Source organism: Pseudotamlana agarivorans (genome assembly GCF_018860245.1).
Lineage (GTDB): Bacteria > Bacteroidota > Bacteroidia > Flavobacteriales > Flavobacteriaceae > Pseudotamlana > Pseudotamlana agarivorans_A.
In genome coordinates this window covers 1-18,157 of record NZ_JAHKPD010000012.1, presented here as the reverse complement: position 1 = coordinate 18,157, position 18,157 = coordinate 1, and the positions used below count along the sequence as shown (strand labels likewise).

The 18,157-nt window shown below is 35.0% G+C and carries 19 protein-coding genes; all 19 read right to left on the bottom strand.

Features of this window, described 5'->3' with window-relative positions; translation table 11 throughout:
• Positions 1-16: 16 nt before the first annotated feature.
• The 19 genes from KO493_RS06595 to KO493_RS16035 all read right to left on the bottom strand — a co-directional run bounded on the left by KO493_RS06595 (position 17) and on the right by KO493_RS16035 (position 18,150).
• Positions 17-1,243 carry a murein hydrolase activator EnvC family protein gene (locus KO493_RS06595; RefSeq protein ID WP_216067154.1) on the bottom strand — a complete coding sequence of 409 codons (1,227 nt, stop codon included), beginning with the start codon at positions 1,241-1,243 and terminating at the stop codon, positions 17-19.
• Positions 1,244-2,011, bottom strand: coding sequence for a DUF4292 domain-containing protein (locus tag KO493_RS06590; RefSeq protein ID WP_216067153.1), 768 nt, complete (start codon positions 2,009-2,011; stop codon positions 1,244-1,246).
• Positions 2,011-3,372 carry a tetratricopeptide repeat protein gene (locus KO493_RS06585; protein ID WP_216067152.1) on the bottom strand — a complete coding sequence of 454 codons (1,362 nt, stop codon included), beginning with the start codon at positions 3,370-3,372 and terminating at the stop codon, positions 2,011-2,013. Before KO493_RS06585 ends, KO493_RS06590 begins: the two co-directional genes overlap by 1 nt.
• 212 nt (positions 3,373-3,584) lie before the next feature.
• Entirely contained in the window at positions 3,585-4,604 is a 1,020-nt protein-coding gene (locus tag KO493_RS06580) for a sugar phosphate nucleotidyltransferase (protein ID WP_216067151.1), read from the bottom strand.
• A 108-nt stretch (positions 4,605-4,712) separates the two neighbouring features.
• The gene (dut, locus tag KO493_RS06575; RefSeq protein ID WP_216067150.1) at positions 4,713-5,147 is read right to left on the bottom strand and encodes a dUTP diphosphatase; all 435 of its coding nucleotides are present in this window, start codon (positions 5,145-5,147) and stop codon (positions 4,713-4,715) included.
• Positions 5,137-6,609 carry an oligosaccharide flippase family protein gene (locus KO493_RS06570; RefSeq protein ID WP_216067149.1) on the bottom strand — a complete coding sequence of 491 codons (1,473 nt, stop codon included), beginning with the start codon at positions 6,607-6,609 and terminating at the stop codon, positions 5,137-5,139. Before KO493_RS06570 ends, dut begins: the two co-directional genes overlap by 11 nt.
• 152 nt (positions 6,610-6,761) lie before the next feature.
• On the bottom strand, positions 6,762-7,622 hold the full coding sequence (gene atpG / locus KO493_RS06565; RefSeq protein WP_216067148.1) for an ATP synthase F1 subunit gamma: 861 nt from the start codon (positions 7,620-7,622) through the stop codon (positions 6,762-6,764).
• Positions 7,623-7,720: 98 nt separating this feature from the next.
• The gene (gene atpA, locus KO493_RS06560; protein ID WP_216067147.1) at positions 7,721-9,301 is read right to left on the bottom strand and encodes a F0F1 ATP synthase subunit alpha; all 1,581 of its coding nucleotides are present in this window, start codon (positions 9,299-9,301) and stop codon (positions 7,721-7,723) included.
• 59 nt (positions 9,302-9,360) lie between these two features.
• Positions 9,361-9,897, bottom strand: coding sequence for an ATP synthase F1 subunit delta (gene atpH, locus KO493_RS06555; protein ID WP_216067146.1), 537 nt, complete (start codon positions 9,895-9,897; stop codon positions 9,361-9,363).
• A 7-nt stretch (positions 9,898-9,904) separates the two neighbouring features.
• Positions 9,905-10,405, bottom strand: a complete 501-nt coding sequence (locus KO493_RS06550; RefSeq protein ID WP_216067145.1) for a F0F1 ATP synthase subunit B — start codon at positions 10,403-10,405, stop codon at positions 9,905-9,907.
• Positions 10,406-10,512: 107 nt separating this feature from the next.
• The gene (atpE, locus tag KO493_RS06545) at positions 10,513-10,701 is read right to left on the bottom strand and encodes an ATP synthase F0 subunit C (protein WP_004569351.1); all 189 of its coding nucleotides are present in this window, start codon (positions 10,699-10,701) and stop codon (positions 10,513-10,515) included.
• 39 nt (positions 10,702-10,740) lie between these two features.
• Positions 10,741-11,868 (bottom strand): F0F1 ATP synthase subunit A, encoded by a 1,128-nt coding sequence (gene atpB, locus KO493_RS06540; protein WP_216067144.1) that lies wholly within the window; start codon positions 11,866-11,868, stop codon positions 10,741-10,743.
• A gap of 133 nt (positions 11,869-12,001) precedes the next feature.
• Positions 12,002-12,376 (bottom strand): DUF6168 family protein, encoded by a 375-nt coding sequence (locus KO493_RS06535; protein ID WP_216067143.1) that lies wholly within the window; start codon positions 12,374-12,376, stop codon positions 12,002-12,004.
• Positions 12,369-12,605, bottom strand: a complete 237-nt coding sequence (locus KO493_RS06530) for an AtpZ/AtpI family protein (RefSeq protein ID WP_216067142.1) — start codon at positions 12,603-12,605, stop codon at positions 12,369-12,371. Before KO493_RS06530 ends, KO493_RS06535 begins: the two co-directional genes overlap by 8 nt.
• Positions 12,568-12,981, bottom strand: coding sequence for a bactofilin family protein (locus KO493_RS06525; protein ID WP_216067141.1), 414 nt, complete (start codon positions 12,979-12,981; stop codon positions 12,568-12,570). Before KO493_RS06525 ends, KO493_RS06530 begins: the two co-directional genes overlap by 38 nt.
• A gap of 13 nt (positions 12,982-12,994) precedes the next feature.
• Positions 12,995-15,550 carry a tetratricopeptide repeat protein gene (locus KO493_RS06520; RefSeq protein ID WP_216067140.1) on the bottom strand — a complete coding sequence of 852 codons (2,556 nt, stop codon included), beginning with the start codon at positions 15,548-15,550 and terminating at the stop codon, positions 12,995-12,997.
• 235 nt (positions 15,551-15,785) lie between these two features.
• On the bottom strand, positions 15,786-16,493 hold the full coding sequence (locus tag KO493_RS06515; RefSeq protein ID WP_216067139.1) for an ABC transporter ATP-binding protein: 708 nt from the start codon (positions 16,491-16,493) through the stop codon (positions 15,786-15,788).
• 8 nt (positions 16,494-16,501) lie between these two features.
• Positions 16,502-17,983, bottom strand: a complete 1,482-nt coding sequence (locus tag KO493_RS06510) for a DUF5687 family protein (RefSeq protein ID WP_216067138.1) — start codon at positions 17,981-17,983, stop codon at positions 16,502-16,504.
• Complete coding sequence (locus KO493_RS16035; RefSeq protein WP_354667428.1) at positions 17,983-18,150, bottom strand: DUF2059 domain-containing protein; 168 nt, start codon at positions 18,148-18,150, stop codon at positions 17,983-17,985. The genes KO493_RS06510 and KO493_RS16035 overlap by 1 nt, the downstream gene beginning before the upstream one ends.
• Between the last annotated feature and the right edge of the window lie 7 nt (positions 18,151-18,157).

Genomic DNA, 18,157 nt, shown 5'->3' with positions numbered 1-18,157 from the left:
AACTTTAAAATTTAAATCACATCTTATAAATCCAACTTGCCGGATTTTTAGTTTCCCTACCTTTAGACAGAATAAAACTTAAAATCGTTTCACCATTACTTGGGTTAGTGGCTATCTCACCAATTTCTTGTTTTGTGGAGACTTTATCACCTTTCTTGACATAGACTTTCGATAAATTCTTATAAATCGTTAAATAATTACCATGACGAATCATCACAATAGGGTTCACGTGTTTCATTCTTAAAATCTCACTCACCTCACCGTTAAATACGGCACGTGCTTTAGCGCCTTTAGCAGTAGCAATACGCACACCATTACTTTTTATGGTTAATGAATTATCGATAGGGTGACGCTGCGTACCATAACGCAAACGTACGACCCCACGCTCAACAGGCCAAGGCAACTTCCCCCTATTCGCTATAAAGTTAGAAGCTAAAACCTTTTCTTCCGCCGTTAAGGCAAAACTTTTAGAACTTGCTTTTTTTCCTGCCTTAGCATTCGATTTTGCTATCGCTTCTTTAATTAAGCGGTCAATCTCTTTATCAATCTTAGCGGCTTCACGTTGTTTCTGCTTAATTTGAGAAGCATACATAGAAAGGTTCTTCTTTATAGATTGCATTAAAATCTGATGATCCTTACGCTCCTTTTCTAAAGATTTTTGAGTAATTCTATTCTCGGCAATCAAATTCTTTTTCTCTTCTTGCTGCTTTAATAGTGTCACATTAGTTTCTTGTAATTCTTCCGTTTTGGCTTTTATAAGTGCGCCTTGTTTCTTTTGGTAATTCGAGTATTGCTTGATGTACTGAATACGCTTATAGGCCTGTTTAAAGTTTTGTGAAGAAAGCAAAAACATAATACGACTTTGTTGATTCTTACTTTTATAAGATTTCACAATCATATCGGCGTAAGCTTCCTTAAGTTGCTTTAATTCTTCCCTTAGTTCGGTAATATGATTTTGATTGGCACTAATTTCTCGCGATAGTAAATTGGCTTGCTGGTTGGTAACTTTAATTAAATTAGAAAGGACATTAATCTTATAATTAAAATCTTCTATTAAGGACAACTCCGATTTCTCCTTCGTTTTATGTTCAGAACGCAATTCATTTATTTTCTGAATTTCCCTGCGCAACTCTTGGCGGCGTGACTCCAGCTGTTTTTGCTTATTATTTTGAGCAAAACCAATCGTACTGCAAATTAATGCAACGAATAAAAAAAGAGTTTTATATGAATTCACTATGTGCATTTACAGTTTTATTTTTTTAAATCCAGAAGGAATTTTAAACGGAAACCTAAAATCTTCATTTAAAGTGACATTCTTAAATTCTAAACCAATAATCGTTTCTTCGTTCGCTTCAACGGCCATCACTTTAATGCGCTCTGGTAGTCTTTGCTTATCAATCAATTGATACGATTCATAATCAACTTGTAAATGTCTAAATTCTGAAGGTTGTGAGATTTGCTGAGAAGTGACTTTGAAGTTTTTCGGACTTATCAAAAAGAAAATCTCAAATAAGGCACGTTGCTGTTTCGGGTTTACCACATACGAACCATCTGCAACAGAAGAACCATAGGTACTACTATTCAAACTAAAAATAGTTTCGCCAAACAATATATTCTGAACCTTCTCAAAATCAAGTTCGGTACCCAATAAATCACTTAAATATTCATAATCGCCATCAAAATAAGTATGATCCAACTTATTATAAAAGCCAACTCTTTCGGGTGTCACCATAGCTCGCACTACCGAAAAAGGGGCGTTAATCCATAGCACTTCATCCTTTTTTGCTCTTAAATTTACCGTGTACGTTTGGGATTTCTCAGCATGAGTAAAAGTGATTTTAAGTTTCGATTGTAGCGTTTTAAAATCTGAAGCTTGCTCCTTATTCGCCTTAATTAATTGCTTTGTAGACAATTTATAATTCACCTCGCCAGGTACAATTGTTTTCGCCGATTTACAATTAAACAGAAATAAAAAGACTAAACTTAAACTAAAATATAAGTGTTTACGCATTAATTTGAGGATTGTATTTGTTTCGCTTTATCACTAAACGTTTTCGCTTTAGCTGTATTGTTTAGCAAGGTATAAGCCTGACTCATTTGAACATAAAAATCGGCTTCCATTTTAGAATCTTCTATGATAAAATCTAAACCCATTTCTAAAGATTCCAGCGCAGCTTTAGGCGCATTCAGTTTATTAGAAGACACACCATTAACCAAATAAAATAATGGTTGTGAAGGGAATTTCTCCAAGGATTCGGCACTTAAAGCTCTCGCCTGTTCATAGTGTCCTAAATCAATATAGAGCAACATCACATTACGAAGCATATTAAAATTATTAGGCTCCAATCGTAATGCCGTTTCAAAGTGCGTTAACGCCTTTTCTTTATCTCCTTTAGCCAAATAATACTGCCCTAATTCCATAACAGTTTTACTAGTGTTGGAATCACTAACCAAAGCAGTCGCTTCCATTAAATCGGCTTCAAATTCGGGATGGGCTTTAACAAAGGTCATGAAATCTGTGAGCACTTTCATTTTAGTATCGGGCTTAATTTCATTGCTTTTTACCACAATTTTCATCGATTCAACAGCCTTAGCGGTTTCGTTATCGTCTAAGTAAAATTTGTACAAAGCCATATGTACTAACTGGGAATTCGGATTGATTTTAAGCAATTCCTTAGCCGTTTCAAAAGCCTTATCCTTTTCATTATTTTCGCTATAGCGGAAAATTAAAGCCAAATAATTAGATTCCTTCTCGGGGTTGTTCTCAACACGAGCTTCTAAATTTTCAATGCGATCTTTAGTATTCCCTGTGGCTTCATAAATTTTATTGCGCATGATATCACGACTCATTGTTGTGCCAAATTCAGCATCTAACGCGTCTAGTATCTTCAATGCATCATCATACTTTTCAGTACGTGCATATAAACCAGCCAAATCCTCCTTATAATCGGGATGATATTTAACCAATTGCTTTACTGTTTTTATAGCTTTATCATGTTCATTATGTGCGGCATAGTACCCGTATAGCTCATCTAAAAACCATTCGTTATCCGGATCCTTATCAACCGCTTTTTTTAAAGCATCTTCGGCAGCCCCGAAATTTTTAAGATGGTTATAGCACTTCCCCAATTCAAAATAAAGCACCGGAACCGATTTATCCATTTTGATACACTTTTTCAATGCTTCGGCCGCGCGATCGTAATTCTCGATACCTTTTTGCTTTAAGGCCTCATAAAAAAGTTCTTGAAATTCATCTTCATGATTACCCAAATCGTCATCAGGCTTTTTATTAAAATCTACTTGGGCATAACCAAAGCTCGGAAAAATTAATATTCCGAAGAGAAAATAAAATATGTAGATTTTGTGCTTCATTTTTAATATAGCAATTCGGTTTTCATTTGGGCGTTACCACAAGGGTCGGGATGTTATTTATCTTGAGCGCAGTCGAAAGACTATATCTTTTTACTTTTCAAGGCAAAAAGGATGCCGCTTCAATCCCTAACGCGGCTGTAACGTGTAATTCATAAGTATTACTTCTTGCATCAGTACAACTAACATTCATGAGATTCCCGCCTTCGCGGGAATTAATCTAATACAGAGTAATCCCCAATACTAATACTTGTAAACGCCCCGTTATATTTCACATGATTCCCAACCATAGCCTGCTCTAAATTAGCGTTTTTGATGCTCGTGTTGGTTTGAATCAAACTGTTTTTAATCGTTGAATTTTCAATCACACTATCTTTACCAATAGAAACAAAAGGGCCTACCGTAGCATTTTTAAGTACTACATTTTCACCAATAAAACAAGGTTCGATAATGTTCGCGTTGTCTAATGTCACAGAATCGGCAATTAACTGCTCGTCACCATCAGTCTTTAAAAAACCTAACATGCGTTCGTTGGTTTCAATAGTAATGGCCTTGTTTCCGCAGTCCATCCACTCATCCACAGTGCCTGTTTTAAAAACTTTACCTTCGGCCATCATGCGCTTTATACCATCATTAATTTGGTATTCGCCACCGTTCATAACGTTCTCATCTAGTATTTCTTGTAATTTCCCTTTTAAAACCGCAACATCTTTAAAGTAATAGATTCCAATAACGGCCTGATCACTCACAAAAGTTTCTGGTTTTTCAACAAGCTCAACAATTTCTTGATTGTGGTTTAATTTAACCACTCCATAAGCTTCCGGATTGGCAACTTGTTTGGTCCAAATTACGCTATCAGCCTCAGGATCTAAATCAAATTGCGCACGAATTAAGGTATCCGCGTAAGCGATTACTGCAGGTCCAGATAAAGAAGGTTCGGCACACATAATGGCGTGGCCTGTACCAAGTGGTTTATCCTGGCGGTAAATAGAAGCCTTGGCCCCTAAACCTTTAGCTAAATCTTCTAAACTAGAAACCACATCATCGCCAAACCAAGCCGGATCACCCAAAACAAAAGCAATTTCATCAATTGGTTGTTTTAAAACTTTAGCAATATCTTTTACCAAGCGGTGAACAATTGGTTGTCCAGCTACTGGAATTAATGGTTTTGGTACGGTTAAACTGTGCGGACGTAAACGTGAACCACGTCCTGCCATTGGTACTATTATTTTCATAAGCCCCTCTTAATCTCCCCACAGGGGAGAAACTATTATATTATTAAATTAATTTTTTATTTACTATATGCATAACGTGCGAGTTCCCCCTTCTGGGGGTTAGGGGGCCTATTTCACCCCAGTGCTTCCAAAACCACCTGCACCTCTGTCGGTATCGGTAAGTTCCTCAACTTGCTGCCATTCGGCACGTTCGTGTTTCGCGATTACCATTTGTGCAATTCGCTCACCGTTATTCACTGTAAAATTCTCATGGGATAGGTTTACTAAAATCACACCTATTTCACCTCTATAATCTGCATCGATAGTCCCTGGCGCATTAAGTACTGTTATGCCTTTTTTAGCCGCTAAACCACTTCTAGGGCGCACTTGGGCTTCAATACCAACTGGTAATTCTATAAATAAACCAGTACCCACAACGGTACGCTCTAAAGGTTTCAAAACTCTAGATTCTGATAAATTTGCTCTTAAATCCATCCCTGCCGACGCCAAAGTTTCATAGTTTGGTAAATCGTGTTGAGATTTGTTTATAATTTTAATTTGCATGCTTTTTAATTAATAGTTGCCTGATAAATTTCTGTTCAGAATAAATTACAATACCCAAAAATACAATTAACATGGAAATTCCGATGCTATAATTACCCCGAAATTGATAGAATGACAGCAATGAAAGACCGATAGATGCTCCCAGGTACCACCCTATTTTCTTTAAATTATATGGAATTGGATAATATTTTCTTCCGAAGTAAAACGATAAAAGCATCATTGAGGCATACGCGGCTAAAGTCGCAATTGCAGAACCTTTATAACCTATAGTTGGAATGAGCCAAAAGTTTAATACTAAGGTGACCAAAGCTCCAAAAATAGAAATATAGGCCCCAAACCTTGTGCGGTCTGTAATTTTATACCAAACAGACAAGTTGTGATAAATACCTAAGCAAAAGTTAGCGATAAGTATAAGTGGTACGATCCACATGGCTTCCCAATACCCTTGCCCTCTAACTATAATAATTTTCAATATATCAACAAATACAATGGCACCTAATAGAATTATAGAACCAAAAATGACAAAAAACTCTAAAATTAAGGCATAATTTTTTTGAGGGTCTTTGGCTTTTGCATGACTGAAGAAAAAAGGCTCTATACCTAATCTATAGGCTGTAGCAAAGAGGGTCATAAACAATGCCAATTTATAACAGGCCGAATACAAACCAATTTGAGTTTTTGCAATATCTGCCGGTAATAAATGATTTAATAAAATTCTATCGAATGTTTCATTAATGGAAAAAGCAACACCAGCAATTAATACTGGAACCGCATACTTCATCATCTTTTTCCACAAGGTGACGTCAAATCTGTATTTTACCCGAGTATAAAATGGCAACATGATTAAAAGCGTAATACCACTGGCTATAACGTTCGCAATTAGAATATAACTCACACCAAAATTTGGAACATAAAGACTTTCAAAAATTACGCCTCGTGACACTAAATTTTTCAAGGCCAATAGAAAGAATAAATTCAATCCAATATTCACCATGACATTAAAAATCTTTATCAAAGCATAACGCATGGGTTGTTCATTTGCTCTTAACCAAGCGAATGGAATAATGACCAAGGCATCTAAAAGCAAAATCCAAAATACATATTTAAGATACTGTACCTTAACATCGATGAGATTGGCGATATAATCTTTAAACAAGAACGCCAGAGCAAAAAACCCTATAGAACTAATGATGAGTGATACTGCAACCGTACTCGTCACCTTATCTTGATCTTCTTCCTTATTAAAAAACCGAAAAAAAGCAGTTTCCATGCCGTAAGCCAAAATAACATTGAAAAGCACGAAATAGGAGAAAATTACAGATACTTCACCATACTCGGCAACAGAGGAAAGCACGCCTTTTGTAGTATATAGAGGTACTAATAAAAAGCTTAGCATTCGAGGTAAAACCGTAGCTAAACCATAAATAAATGTTTGTTTGAATAAATTTTTAAGTGCGCCCAAGTATGTCCTGTTAGTTGTGTTAAAAGTACGTTTTTAGAAAACGTAAAACAAAGAATAGTTTGTGTTGTCTGTAATTCTCTAAAAATAGAAAAGCCCCACTAAAAGTGAGGCTTTTTATTCTTGCGTTACGAAATCACTTTCGTTACAAATTTTTAATTATTTAAGGCTTCTGCACCACCAACAATCTCAAGGATTTCGTTAGTAATAGCTGCTTGACGTGCTTTATTGTACGTTAATTTAAGTTGATCTCTTAATTCGGTCGCATTATCGGTTGCCTTATGCATTGCTGTCATACGTGCACCGTGCTCACTAGCAAATGAATCTCTAATACCTCCGTATAATTGAGTTTTTAAAGACTTTGGTATTAACTGATCAATAATCTCAAGCTGAGAAGGTTCAAAAATGTAAAAAGTATCGCTTGTATCTTCAGTTTCCACTGGAACAATTGGCAAAAACTGTTCGGTCGTTACAATTTGAGTTGCTGCATTTTTGAATTTATTATATACAATTTCAATTTTATCAAACTCACCTTCAACGAATTTCTCCATTAAAGATTCTGCAATTACAGCAACGTTATCAAAAGTTAAATCGTCATAAAGATCACTTTCATTTGCAATTACTTTATTGGTTTTTTTGAAAGCATCATTAGCTTTTTTACCAATTGCTAAATACGAAACCTCTTGGTTAGCATATTTTTCAGAAGTCAATTTATTAACTTCTTTAATAATATTTGCATTGAAAGCTCCTGCTAAACCTCTATTAGACGTTATTGCAACAATAAGTACTTTCTTTAACTCACGTACTTCAGAATATTTGCTTTCAGAATCTGCATCTAGAGTAGCACTTAAACCTTGTAAAAGTTCAGTAAGCTTATCTGAATACGGACGCATTCCTGTAATAGCATCTTGGGCTTTCTTTAACTTCGCAGCCGATACCATTTTCATGGCACTGGTAATCTGCATCGTTGAAGATACCGATGATATTCTGTTACGTATTTCTTTTAAATTTGCCATTTTTTCCTCTCCTAACCTCTCCAAAGGAGAGGGATTGATTCGTTAAAATATGAAATTCCCGTTTCTATATTCTCCCCTCTGGGGAGATTAAGAGGGGCTTACCCTTTATACTGTGCTGATAAATCTTTTGCTACAGCTGTTAATGTATCTGTAACTTCATCAGTTAATTTTCCTGCTTTTAAAGTTGCTAAGATATCACTATGCTTAGACCCTAATAACTCTAGGTAGTTTCTTTCGAATTCTTTTACCTTTTCAACAGGCACATCTCTCAATAAGTTTTTAGATCCTGCATAGATAATGGCTACTTGATCTTCCACTCTAAATGGATCGTTTTGTGCTTGTTTTAAGATTTCAACGTTACGTTTACCTTTGTTAATTACGTTTAAAGTAACAGCATCTAAATCTGAACCAAACTTCGCGAAAGCTTCTAACTCACGGAACTGCGCTTGATCTAATTTTAAAGTACCAGATACTTTTTTCATAGATTTAATCTGTGCGTTACCACCAACACGAGATACCGAAATACCTACGTTAATTGCTGGACGTACACCAGAGTTGAATAAATCTCCATCTAAGAAAATTTGTCCATCGGTAATCGAAATTACGTTTGTTGGAATATAGGCCGAAACATCTCCTGCTTGTGTTTCAATAATTGGTAAAGCAGTTAAAGAACCACCACCTTTTACTAAAGTTTTTAACGAATCTGGAAGATCGTTCATGTCTTTAGCAATTTCATCATTGTTAATCACTTTTGCAGCACGCTCTAATAAACGCGAGTGTAAGTAGAAAACATCACCTGGATACGCCTCACGTCCTGGTGGACGACGTAATAATAAAGATACCTCACGGTAAGCAACAGCTTGTTTTGATAAATCATCAAATACAATTAAAGCTGGACGACCAGTATCTCTAAAATATTCACCAATAGCAGCACCTGCAAAAGGAGCATATACTTGCATTGGAGCAGGGTCTGATGCGTTTGCTGCAACAATAGTAGTATAAGCTAAGGCGCCTTTTTCTTCTAATGTTTTAGCAATTAAAGCTACTGTTGATGCTTTTTGACCAACGGCAACATATATACAATATACAGGCTCACCTGCATCGTAAAATTCTTTTTGATTTAAGATGGTATCAATACAAACTGCTGTTTTTCCAGTTTGACGGTCACCAATAACCAACTCACGTTGACCACGACCTACAGGAATCATCGCATCGATAGATTTAATACCAGTTTGTAATGGCTCGGTTACAGGCTCACGGAAAATAACACCAGGCGCTTTACGCTCAAGTGGCATTTCGTAAGTTTCACCAGTAATAGGACCTTTACCATCAATTGGTGTTCCTAAAGTATCAACAACACGACCTACAATACCTTCACCTACATTAATAGAAGCAATACGGTTAGTACGTTTTACTGTAGAACCTTCTTTTACACCTACTGATTCACCTAAAAGTACGATACCAACGTTATCTTCTTCTAGATTAAGTACAATACCTTCTAACCCGCCTTCGAATTCTACTAACTCACCATACTGTGCGTTAGATAATCCGTAAGCACGTACAATACCATCACCTACAGTTAATACAGTTCCTACTTCATCTAATGAAGCGCCTGCCTCAAAACCTGAAAGTTGTTTTTCTAAGATTGCTGATATTTCAGCTGGTTTTACTTCTGCCATCTTTGTTTAGTATTAGACTTTAGACATTCAATGCTTAGCGCAGTGCTATCTAAAAACTTTTAATTTAATGTAAATTCTCTTTTTAAATTATTTAACTGATTTGCAACACTTGCGTTGTACTGCACATCACCTACACGTAAAATGAAACCACCAATAATGCTTTCATCAATAATATTTTCAAGGTCAACTTGTTTCCCTGAAATTTCTTTAGCTTTTGCTAAAACCTTCTGTTCTAAATCTGCCGATAATGCCACTGCTGTAGTAACCGTTGCATGCTCAATACCTTGAGACTCATCGAATAATTGATTGTATTTAGAAGCGACATTTTCAAAAATGTTGATTCTGTTATTTTCAATTAATAAATCTATTAAGTTTGAAGTGATTATGTTCACCCCATTAAATACTTCTAATAATACAGATTTTTTTACTGAAGAAGGTACTACAGGACTTTGAAGCATTTCGCTTAAGTCTTTACTATCTGCAATCGTATTAGTAATTAGCTTCATATCCTCCCCTACCACTTGGGCAACGTTTTGATTTAATGCTACATTTAATACTGCTTTCGCATAACGTATTGCTGCTCTTGCTCCTGCCATTATAATATTAGTTTAATGATTTTTCAGCTAACATAGACTCAACCAATTGTAATTGCTTGTCTTTGCTAGATAATTCAGTACGCACTACTTTTTCAGCGATCTCTAAAGATAAATCGGCTACTTGCTTTTTAAGCTCTACCATAGCAGATTTCTTTTCGCTTTCAATAGCTACTTGTGCTTGCTCAATCATTATATTGGCTTGAGTTTGCGCTTCATCTTTTGCGTCTTCAATCATTTTATTTTTGATATCACGTGCGTCTTTTAATAAAGTCTCACGCTCTACTCTTGCGTCTTGTAATAACTTTTCGTTATCCGCCTGAAGATTTTGTAACTCTAATTTTGCATTTTGTGCAGCATCTAAAGCGTCTTTAATACCATCTTCTCTAGTCTGTAAAGACTCTAAAATAGGTTTCCAAGCAAATTTTCTCATTAATACAATTAAGATTAATAAAATAATGGCTTGCATAAAAAACAATCCTGGCGAAAAATCATTTAACAACTGATCCATGTGTAACTATATAAAAAGTTTTACTTCTGTTTTTTTTGTTTAATTTAAAAACAGCTTCTGTAACCAACCGTTACAGAATGCTGTTTTTGCTTTGTCTCTTGCAGGAATTATTTACCTAAGATTAACGCACCGAATGCTAAACCTTCTAATAAAGCTCCAATGATGATCATCGCAGTTTGGATTTTTCCAGCTGCTTCAGGTTGACGAGCAATACCTTCCATTGCTTTACCACCAATTTGACCTAAACCGATACCTCCACCGATTACGATTAATCCTGCTCCAATTAAATTGTACATACTAATTGATTTTTAAAATATTAATTAAACAAATTCTTATTAATGATGGTCATGTTCTTCAACAGCCATACCTATAAATAACGATGATAACATCGTGAAAATAAATGCTTGTAAAAACGCTACTAAGATCTCAATTACCATAATAAATAATGATAATACTAAAGACATCCCTGTAGACCCTACTGGCCCAAACGCTTCTTTCATTGTTATCATTAAAGCAATTAAACTCATGACTACGAAGTGACCAGCTGTAATGTTGGCGAACAAACGAATTAATAATGAGAATGGCTTAATAACGATAAATCCTACGAGCTCAATAACAGCTAAAATTGGTCTTAATATTACTGGTACGCCTGGCATCCATAAGGTGTGTGCCCAGAAATCTTTACTACCACTAAACATATAAATAACTACAGTAAAAATAGCTAAACATGCTGTTACTGCTATTTGTCCTGTTACGTTAAACCCAAGTGGTGTTAACCCTAATAAGTTTAATATCCAGATAAAGAAAAACACGGTTAATAAAAACGACATGAATTTTCTATATTTTTTCTCTCCAATATTCGGACGTGCAATTTCATCACGTACATAGATAACTAGTGGCTCTAAAACTCTAGAAAAACCAGTTGGAATAGCGCCTTTTTTGTATCCTCTTGCTAGAGCAACAAAACCTAGAAGCATTAACAGTCCAGTTAACAACATACCAAATACACTCTTAGTTATTGAAAAGTCTAATACTTTATGTGCATTTTCTGCATGGTGATGATCATCAAAAACAACAGCATCGGCTCCTGCTTCTAATTCGTATATTTTACTATGGATTTTAGTTAATGCAACACCACCTTTATTTACGATAACTTGACCGTTATCATTGTGGTGAAATTCTGAAGACATAAATGTTTTTAATCCTGCACTTGTCCAAACAATTACCGGTAACGGGAAACCGATATGGGCTCCTGTTTCGTTATTTGTATATAAATGAAAATCGTGAGAATCCTTTAAGTGATGCGCAATATATGCATTAATTTCATCTGGAGTATCTACTTTATTCCCTCCTGCCTCTTCGTGTTGGTTATCATGCTCTCCGCTATTTGCAAAGGTCGAAACTGAAGTCATCAATAAAACTAAAATTGCAATAAACTTGGTAGTTTGTTTTACTAGCATCATATTTTTATAAACTAATGAAATTACGCTCTCTAAAATTTTGTGCAAATGTACACAATAATTTAAAAAGGCAAACTCTTTTTTTCATTTAGTGTTTATACTTATAAAAATTTAACGATTTTTAGATTCAAGGCGCTTATCTTTGGTTATTTAACAATCGAGCAACTGCAACAGCTTCGGCTATTAAAAACAGGAATAATGGCAGTACTAAAGCCAACCTTTCCACCTTTGTTAAAGCATCATTTTCCAACACTGAATTTTTAAAAATAAATACAAAAATTCCTATTTTTAAAAGCATAAGCGCGAGGTAGGCATATCCTGCTTGATTTGGAACCATACTTGCAACGCCTTCTATACTTATATAAACAACAAGTGCCGCTATGGCGTGATACAAATACACATGCCACAATTCGAAGGCCATAGCTTGTTTTATAAAATAACTATGAGCGGTATATGAAATAGCAAAAAGCAAAAAAATGCTTAATGTAAAAATGAGGATTCTTTTAATCATTATTATTGGTGATATTAAGAACTTGTCTAATAACAGAAAACATTGCTAGAAATACAGCTAGCAATGTTATTATTTTATAATACAACTGGTTTGTGTTTCCTGTTTTAGAATCCACCCACGCACCTAAAACACTTCCTAAATAGATTGTTAAACCCATTTGAAGTGCGATAGTGGTAAACCTGATATATTTATTAAGCTGATTTTTCGGCTTTTCCTTTTTGTTGTCCATGGTTAGATCCTACTCCCGTTCCATTCATGGAACAGGTTACATTAAAAGTTGCTCCAGGTTCTACTGCTAATTTTCCAGAAACGACCTCACCTTCAATTTGAGCTGAAGATTTCAAGGTTAAAGTTCCCGATAAGGTTAATTTACCAGAGAAACTCCCTTCAAAATAAGCATCTGTTCCATCTAAGGTCCCTTTTATTAATCCTGTTTTACCCACAACCACTTTACCTGTGGTTTTAATATTGCCTTCAATCGTGCCATCAATTCTAAAATCGCCTTCGCTACTTAAGTCTCCAACTATTACTGTACCTTGAGCTATTAAATTTTGACTTGATCCACTTTCTGCCATGCTTTTTTCTTTTTTATTATCTGAGAACATAATCGGTTAATTTTTATTTATTGTAGAGATTCAAATAGGCATCCAAATTTTTATGAATTTGAATGATTTGATAATTTGTAGATGATACTACAAAATAAGGGGCTTTTATTTTTTTCTTGTCTTTACTAAGTAAAATCTGATCGAATGTTTCGGCTACTTGCTTTGAATTTAAACCATGTACGACCACAAGGGAAGTGTTAGGGTTATAGACATCTACTGAAGACTTTAAAACATAGTAATAACGTATGTTTTTCAAAACTTCATCTAATGTTTTTTTAAATTTTAAAATGGTTTCCTTTTCAGCATCCTTGAACTGAAAGACAACTTTATAATTTTCTGAAACACCATCTTCGGCCTCAACAAAATTTGTCGCTGCTAATTTAGGTAAAACATTTTTTACAATATGCCTAGCCTGCTTTCCTTCGTCGGTATTCGCATAGGTAACGGCAACACGTTTTACACCTTCGCTATAAGCCTCGAAACCATAAAGCCTACCAGAGGCTGTTGCTTTTAATAATTCAAACTTTGCAACAATAGCATCGCCATCAAAACGGTTAATATATTCGTCACATTTTGAAATAACGGCTTCGTATTCTTGATTCTCGTGCTGAATATAAAGTGCTTCATACAAATTCTGAGGACTATTTTCATCTTCGGAAACCAGTTCTGGGTGCTCCAAAATATGTGCATATCGCGAATCAGGATAATTTGAAATAATATCGCTTTTGGCTATTTCGGCTTCATCATCTTGCCCCAACAACTCATAAATTTTATATAAGTTGTATTTTGAAGGCAACACCAAACGTTCTTCCGGCTTGCGTTCTAATAAATTCTGAAATTTATCTTTAGACAACTCATACTCTTTAAATTTCTCCTTATAAATTAAGCCTAGTTGATAGTAAGCATAATTACGTTCTTTGGAAATACTATCAATTACTTTTTGGTCGGAAGGAATTTGAGAAATATAAAATTCAGGATCAAATCTTTGTTCATCAGTCGCTGTATCTGCAACATCAATAGGATCAATAATTGCGGCCGAGCTAGCAACTCCACGGCTAGACCAACGCCAATCATCTTCCAAGGTTCTATCGCCCCAAGTTTTAACAAACTCATTCTTACCGTAAGCAACAGTAGTTGGGTTATAGAAATAAAACAAAACGGCTTGCCCAGGGGTCCCTGTTCGTACTTGTCCGCTCAATTGATTATTAACCGTTGCTAAACCCGTATTTCGACTAGCAGCTTCTGCCTTGGCTTTAGCCTCCTCATCTTTACGTTTTAATTCGGCAACATATTCACTAAAATACACCTTACGATTGCCATCGGGCATATTTACTAAATTTATGATACTATCATCGACTTTAGCAATACCTTCATATAAAATAACATCTTTTAAGTTATCGCGTTTTCTTTTCATCAATCGAAAAGGCTTGGAGTTAGAAGTCATGTTAGTCATTGTACTGTCGTAATACAAACCAGCTTTGGCATAGACAGAATTATCAAAAAATAGATCACCTAGAATCTCATAATTTCGAGAGTTTAAATAAGTATCATTTGATTGTGTTCGTAACGATTTATTATAATATTTAATAGCTAAAGATTCGTTGCCATTCTTTTGATGATATAGACCAATTTGATGATAAATTTTATCTAAATACGGGCGATTTTCCCTGTTTTCCTCAATTTTGGTAAGTAATTCGGTAGTTTCAAGCCTATTACCATTTTCATGATCAAAATTATTAATTTTACCGAGCTGAGCCGCAATCCTATAAATTCTTGGTGTTTTGCGATTAAGCGCTATAACCTTATCGAAAGCGAAATTAGCACTGTCTCTTTTCCCTAACTGGTTGTATAATTGCCCTTGAATAATACGATAACGCCCACGTTCATCATGATTTTTCGTGGCTCGTGCAGCAATATCTAATTGGGTAATGGCGGTATCAATAGATTTTGTATTAATATAAGCCTGAGCTAAAGTGGAAGTGGCATCGGCAAGATCTTGACCTTCAATATCGGCATATCTTAATAAACGCTTTAAGTTTAAAATAGCCAATTCGTTATTATCTAAACGCATATTAGTTTTTTCACGCCAGATTTTTGCTTGGTTTATTTTATCGCTTGCCGCGTATTTGTAAAGAATATAGTTAAACGCTTCTAAAGCAGGAATAAACCGTTGATCGAAATATCTGGCTTTTCCCAAAAGAAGATATGCTTCATCGATTTGCGGATTCCTTTCTTTACCATCGATATCCATCCCGTGCTTTTGTATGGCTTTCGCGGCCTTCTCTTCAGCAATGTTAAAATTTTCATTTCTGGATTGCCCAGGAAGCAAAATATCCTCGGTAATTTGCATGCGCTCTACAGGAAGCACCTCCCAGTAGTTGTCAAAATAAGCGTCATTTAGTGTGGATTTACCATCTTCCAATGCATTGTAACCGTTAAAAAGCGGATTGTATTCGGCTGTAACGGCGTGGAAATTTCTACTAATGAATTTGTCTTTTTTTCTCGAACAACTTAACGCGAATAACGCAGAAAAGGCACAAGTTGCTAAGACTTTAAAATATGTGTTCAACGTTGGTTTTTTTAGTCTAAAATAATAACTACAAAGACTTGCTATTATTATATATAGTGGTAAAAATAAGCAACTTTTTGAATTAACCTAACTATTGAACCGACAAATTGGCTATTACGCAGCGATGCACTGAAACGACACAGAGGTACACTGAAATTTTTAGACACAGATTTACACAACGCGAAAATACCAGAAACTTTGCAACCGCTGTGTTACTGATCGTAACCCCAAATAACTAAACCGAAAGTGTTTCAGAAAAATGAGCCTCGAGTGCTTTTAAGGTCTCTGTATTGGTTTCTATATCTTTCACAATTTCACCTTTTTCTAACACCACAATACGCTCACAAACATCGGTAACATGCAATAAATCATGACTAGAAATCAACACCGTAACACCTTTGGTTTCGGCTAAATCTTTAATAATCCCTTTTAACCTAATTTGCGTTGAAGGGTCTAAATTCGCGAATGGCTCGTCCAGAATAATAACTTCAGGATTCCCTATTAAAGCGGCCACAATACCTACTTTTTTCTGGTTTCCTTTACTTAAATCCCGTAAATATTTCTTTTTCCCTAATATTTCATCATGAAAGAAGTCTTTAAACTGAAGCAGTAAGGCGTTTACATCGGCCCTATTTTGCCCACGTAAATCACCAATAAAATAAAAATATTCTTCGGGGGTTAAATAACCTATAAGAAAGCTTTCATCAATAAATGAGGACGTAAACGGTTTCCACGATTCGCTTTTGTTAACTTGAACATCGTTATTTTTTATAAATCCTGTTGTTGGCTGAATTAAATCGAGCAACAAACTAAAATAAGTGGTTTTACCAGCACCGTTGTTACCCACTAAACCGAAACTCTGGCCCTTCGGGATTTCTAAAGATTCTATATTTAATACCTGATTTCCAGAATATTTCTTTGATAATTTAGAAGTTGTAATCATAATTTTAATTAGTTGTCTTGCTCGAAAGCATGAATCATTGTGTATTTAGAATTTTGATATTTAGTTGTGATGGTTACCATGATTTTCTTATGAAAAACAATACCCATCACCCCTAATAATGCGAGTACCGCACAAGCAATTTCAAAACTTGTAAAGTAACTTAAAGTTGCAAATAAAACCATAGGCACAACAAGCAATGGAATACCTATAAGCCATTGCATTGCCCCTGTTCCTTGATAATTAAAAGCTGCTTTTTTATCCAAATCAATTTTTTTTCTATTAAAAGACCCGCCATAAAGCATGACGTGTGTATTAACACCAACATTATAAATGGCTGCAACGAAGTGTGCCAAAAGAATTTTCCAACCAAAATAAACGTAGGGAATTCCAAGAACAAAAAGAATAACAACACTAGCGGCCATTAATGTGAATTTCGATTTTAAATATTGCTCGTATTTTATATTCTGACTCATTAAAAGTTTATAATAACTGGCATCCCAAGCTGGAATAAACTGACCAAAATTGATTAAAAAACTTCCAGTTGAAAACACGCCTATGAAAATGTAAAACCACGGCATCCCCAGATACTTACCATTCGAGTAGAAAAACAGACCATAAAGCAAGCCAAAAAACAGCATCCAAACAGAAGATTTTGTTCTTTTATTTCGCCAAATAAGCTTCAAATCTAATTGCAAAAATGGTGCGATATCTCCGAAATTATTGGTCCATTCTAAATTTGAAGTCTTGACCTCTTCTACCTTGTTTTTGAGACTACTATCTAGAAATAATTTTTGGCGCAGCATCTTAAAATTAACCAGATACAAACCCACTAAAACCAAAATAGGGGCCACTATAAAAACGGGGTTCTCGAAAATAGCCGTAAATCCCTTTCCGAAAGCACTAGAAATCGATAAAATATTGAAATAATCTAACGCAAATAGACCACCTGAAATAGCAATTATGGGAAGTGCAGATAACTCGTTTTCCGAAGTTACACTTTCAATAATAAAATTTAAAAAATTCACAACGAGTGTTACCAAAAACAGAGAGAACATCCAAGTGATTACATAAGTAACAGCAAACCCACCTTTTACAATTAAAATAATTCCAAAAGGTATTATAGCAAAAAGAGGTAAAAAATTGAAGAATGAAAGTACAGATTTACCTAAAACAAAATTTACAATTTTACTTCTTTTAATTGGTAAAGTCAACAATGGTTTTACAGACATTACTGGTAATTTCTGGAAGAAAAACCGAACTACCAAATCGCCTAAAACCCAATAAAACAAATAACTATTAACAATCAACAACGGGTTTTTATCTGGAAACTCTTCAGTTAAAACAAAATAGCCCGACACCCCAAGACCTAAAAAGATTACAATAAAATATAAGGCAATAAATGCCATAAATATTTTTAAGCCTAAGCTTTTACCAAAACTAGCGGATCTAAAAAAAGACTTCCACTCTAAATTAAAAAAAACTTTAATCATTACCATTGGTACTTTTGTGCTAAACGTTGCACCTTTACAGCAAAACCTTTACCTAATTCTATTCCTTTTTGAGTCATTTTCAATTGCTTAGAAGTGAATTTTTTTCCAATTGGAGAATTATAAAACGCCAACAATTCCTTTATTTCTGCTTGCGTAAACTCTTCCATATACAAA

What these genes read in the sequence shown, in the direction of transcription:
- dut (WP_216067150.1), bottom strand. Translation starts at nt 5,147, where the DNA reads ATGCAAATTAAAATTATAAACAAATCTCAACACGATTTACCAAACTAT.
- atpH (WP_216067146.1), bottom strand. Translation starts at nt 9,897, where the DNA reads ATGGCAGGAGCAAGAGCAGCAATACGTTATGCGAAAGCAGTATTAAAT.
- KO493_RS06535 (WP_216067143.1), bottom strand. Translation starts at nt 12,376, where the DNA reads ATGATTAAAAGAATCCTCATTTTTACATTAAGCATTTTTTTGCTTTTT.
- KO493_RS06580 (WP_216067151.1), bottom strand. Translation starts at nt 4,604, where the DNA reads ATGAAAATAATAGTACCAATGGCAGGACGTGGTTCACGTTTACGTCCG.
- KO493_RS06525 (WP_216067141.1), bottom strand. Translation starts at nt 12,981, where the DNA reads ATGTTCTCAGATAATAAAAAAGAAAAAAGCATGGCAGAAAGTGGATCA.
- KO493_RS16035 (WP_354667428.1), bottom strand. Translation starts at nt 18,150, where the DNA reads ATGGAAGAGTTTACGCAAGCAGAAATAAAGGAATTGTTGGCGTTTTAT.
- KO493_RS06515 (WP_216067139.1), bottom strand. Translation starts at nt 16,493, where the DNA reads ATGATTACAACTTCTAAATTATCAAAGAAATATTCTGGAAATCAGGTA.
- KO493_RS06585 (WP_216067152.1), bottom strand. Translation starts at nt 3,372, where the DNA reads ATGAAGCACAAAATCTACATATTTTATTTTCTCTTCGGAATATTAATT.
- KO493_RS06510 (WP_216067138.1), bottom strand. Translation starts at nt 17,983, where the DNA reads ATGATTAAAGTTTTTTTTAATTTAGAGTGGAAGTCTTTTTTTAGATCC.
- atpE (WP_004569351.1), bottom strand. Translation starts at nt 10,701, where the DNA reads ATGTACAATTTAATTGGAGCAGGATTAATCGTAATCGGTGGAGGTATC.
- atpB (WP_216067144.1), bottom strand. Translation starts at nt 11,868, where the DNA reads ATGATGCTAGTAAAACAAACTACCAAGTTTATTGCAATTTTAGTTTTA.
- KO493_RS06530 (WP_216067142.1), bottom strand. Translation starts at nt 12,605, where the DNA reads ATGGACAACAAAAAGGAAAAGCCGAAAAATCAGCTTAATAAATATATC.
- KO493_RS06550 (WP_216067145.1), bottom strand. Translation starts at nt 10,405, where the DNA reads ATGGATCAGTTGTTAAATGATTTTTCGCCAGGATTGTTTTTTATGCAA.
- atpA (WP_216067147.1), bottom strand. Translation starts at nt 9,301, where the DNA reads ATGGCAGAAGTAAAACCAGCTGAAATATCAGCAATCTTAGAAAAACAA.
- KO493_RS06595 (WP_216067154.1), bottom strand. Translation starts at nt 1,243, where the DNA reads ATGCACATAGTGAATTCATATAAAACTCTTTTTTTATTCGTTGCATTA.
- KO493_RS06590 (WP_216067153.1), bottom strand. Translation starts at nt 2,011, where the DNA reads ATGCGTAAACACTTATATTTTAGTTTAAGTTTAGTCTTTTTATTTCTG.
- atpG (WP_216067148.1), bottom strand. Translation starts at nt 7,622, where the DNA reads ATGGCAAATTTAAAAGAAATACGTAACAGAATATCATCGGTATCTTCA.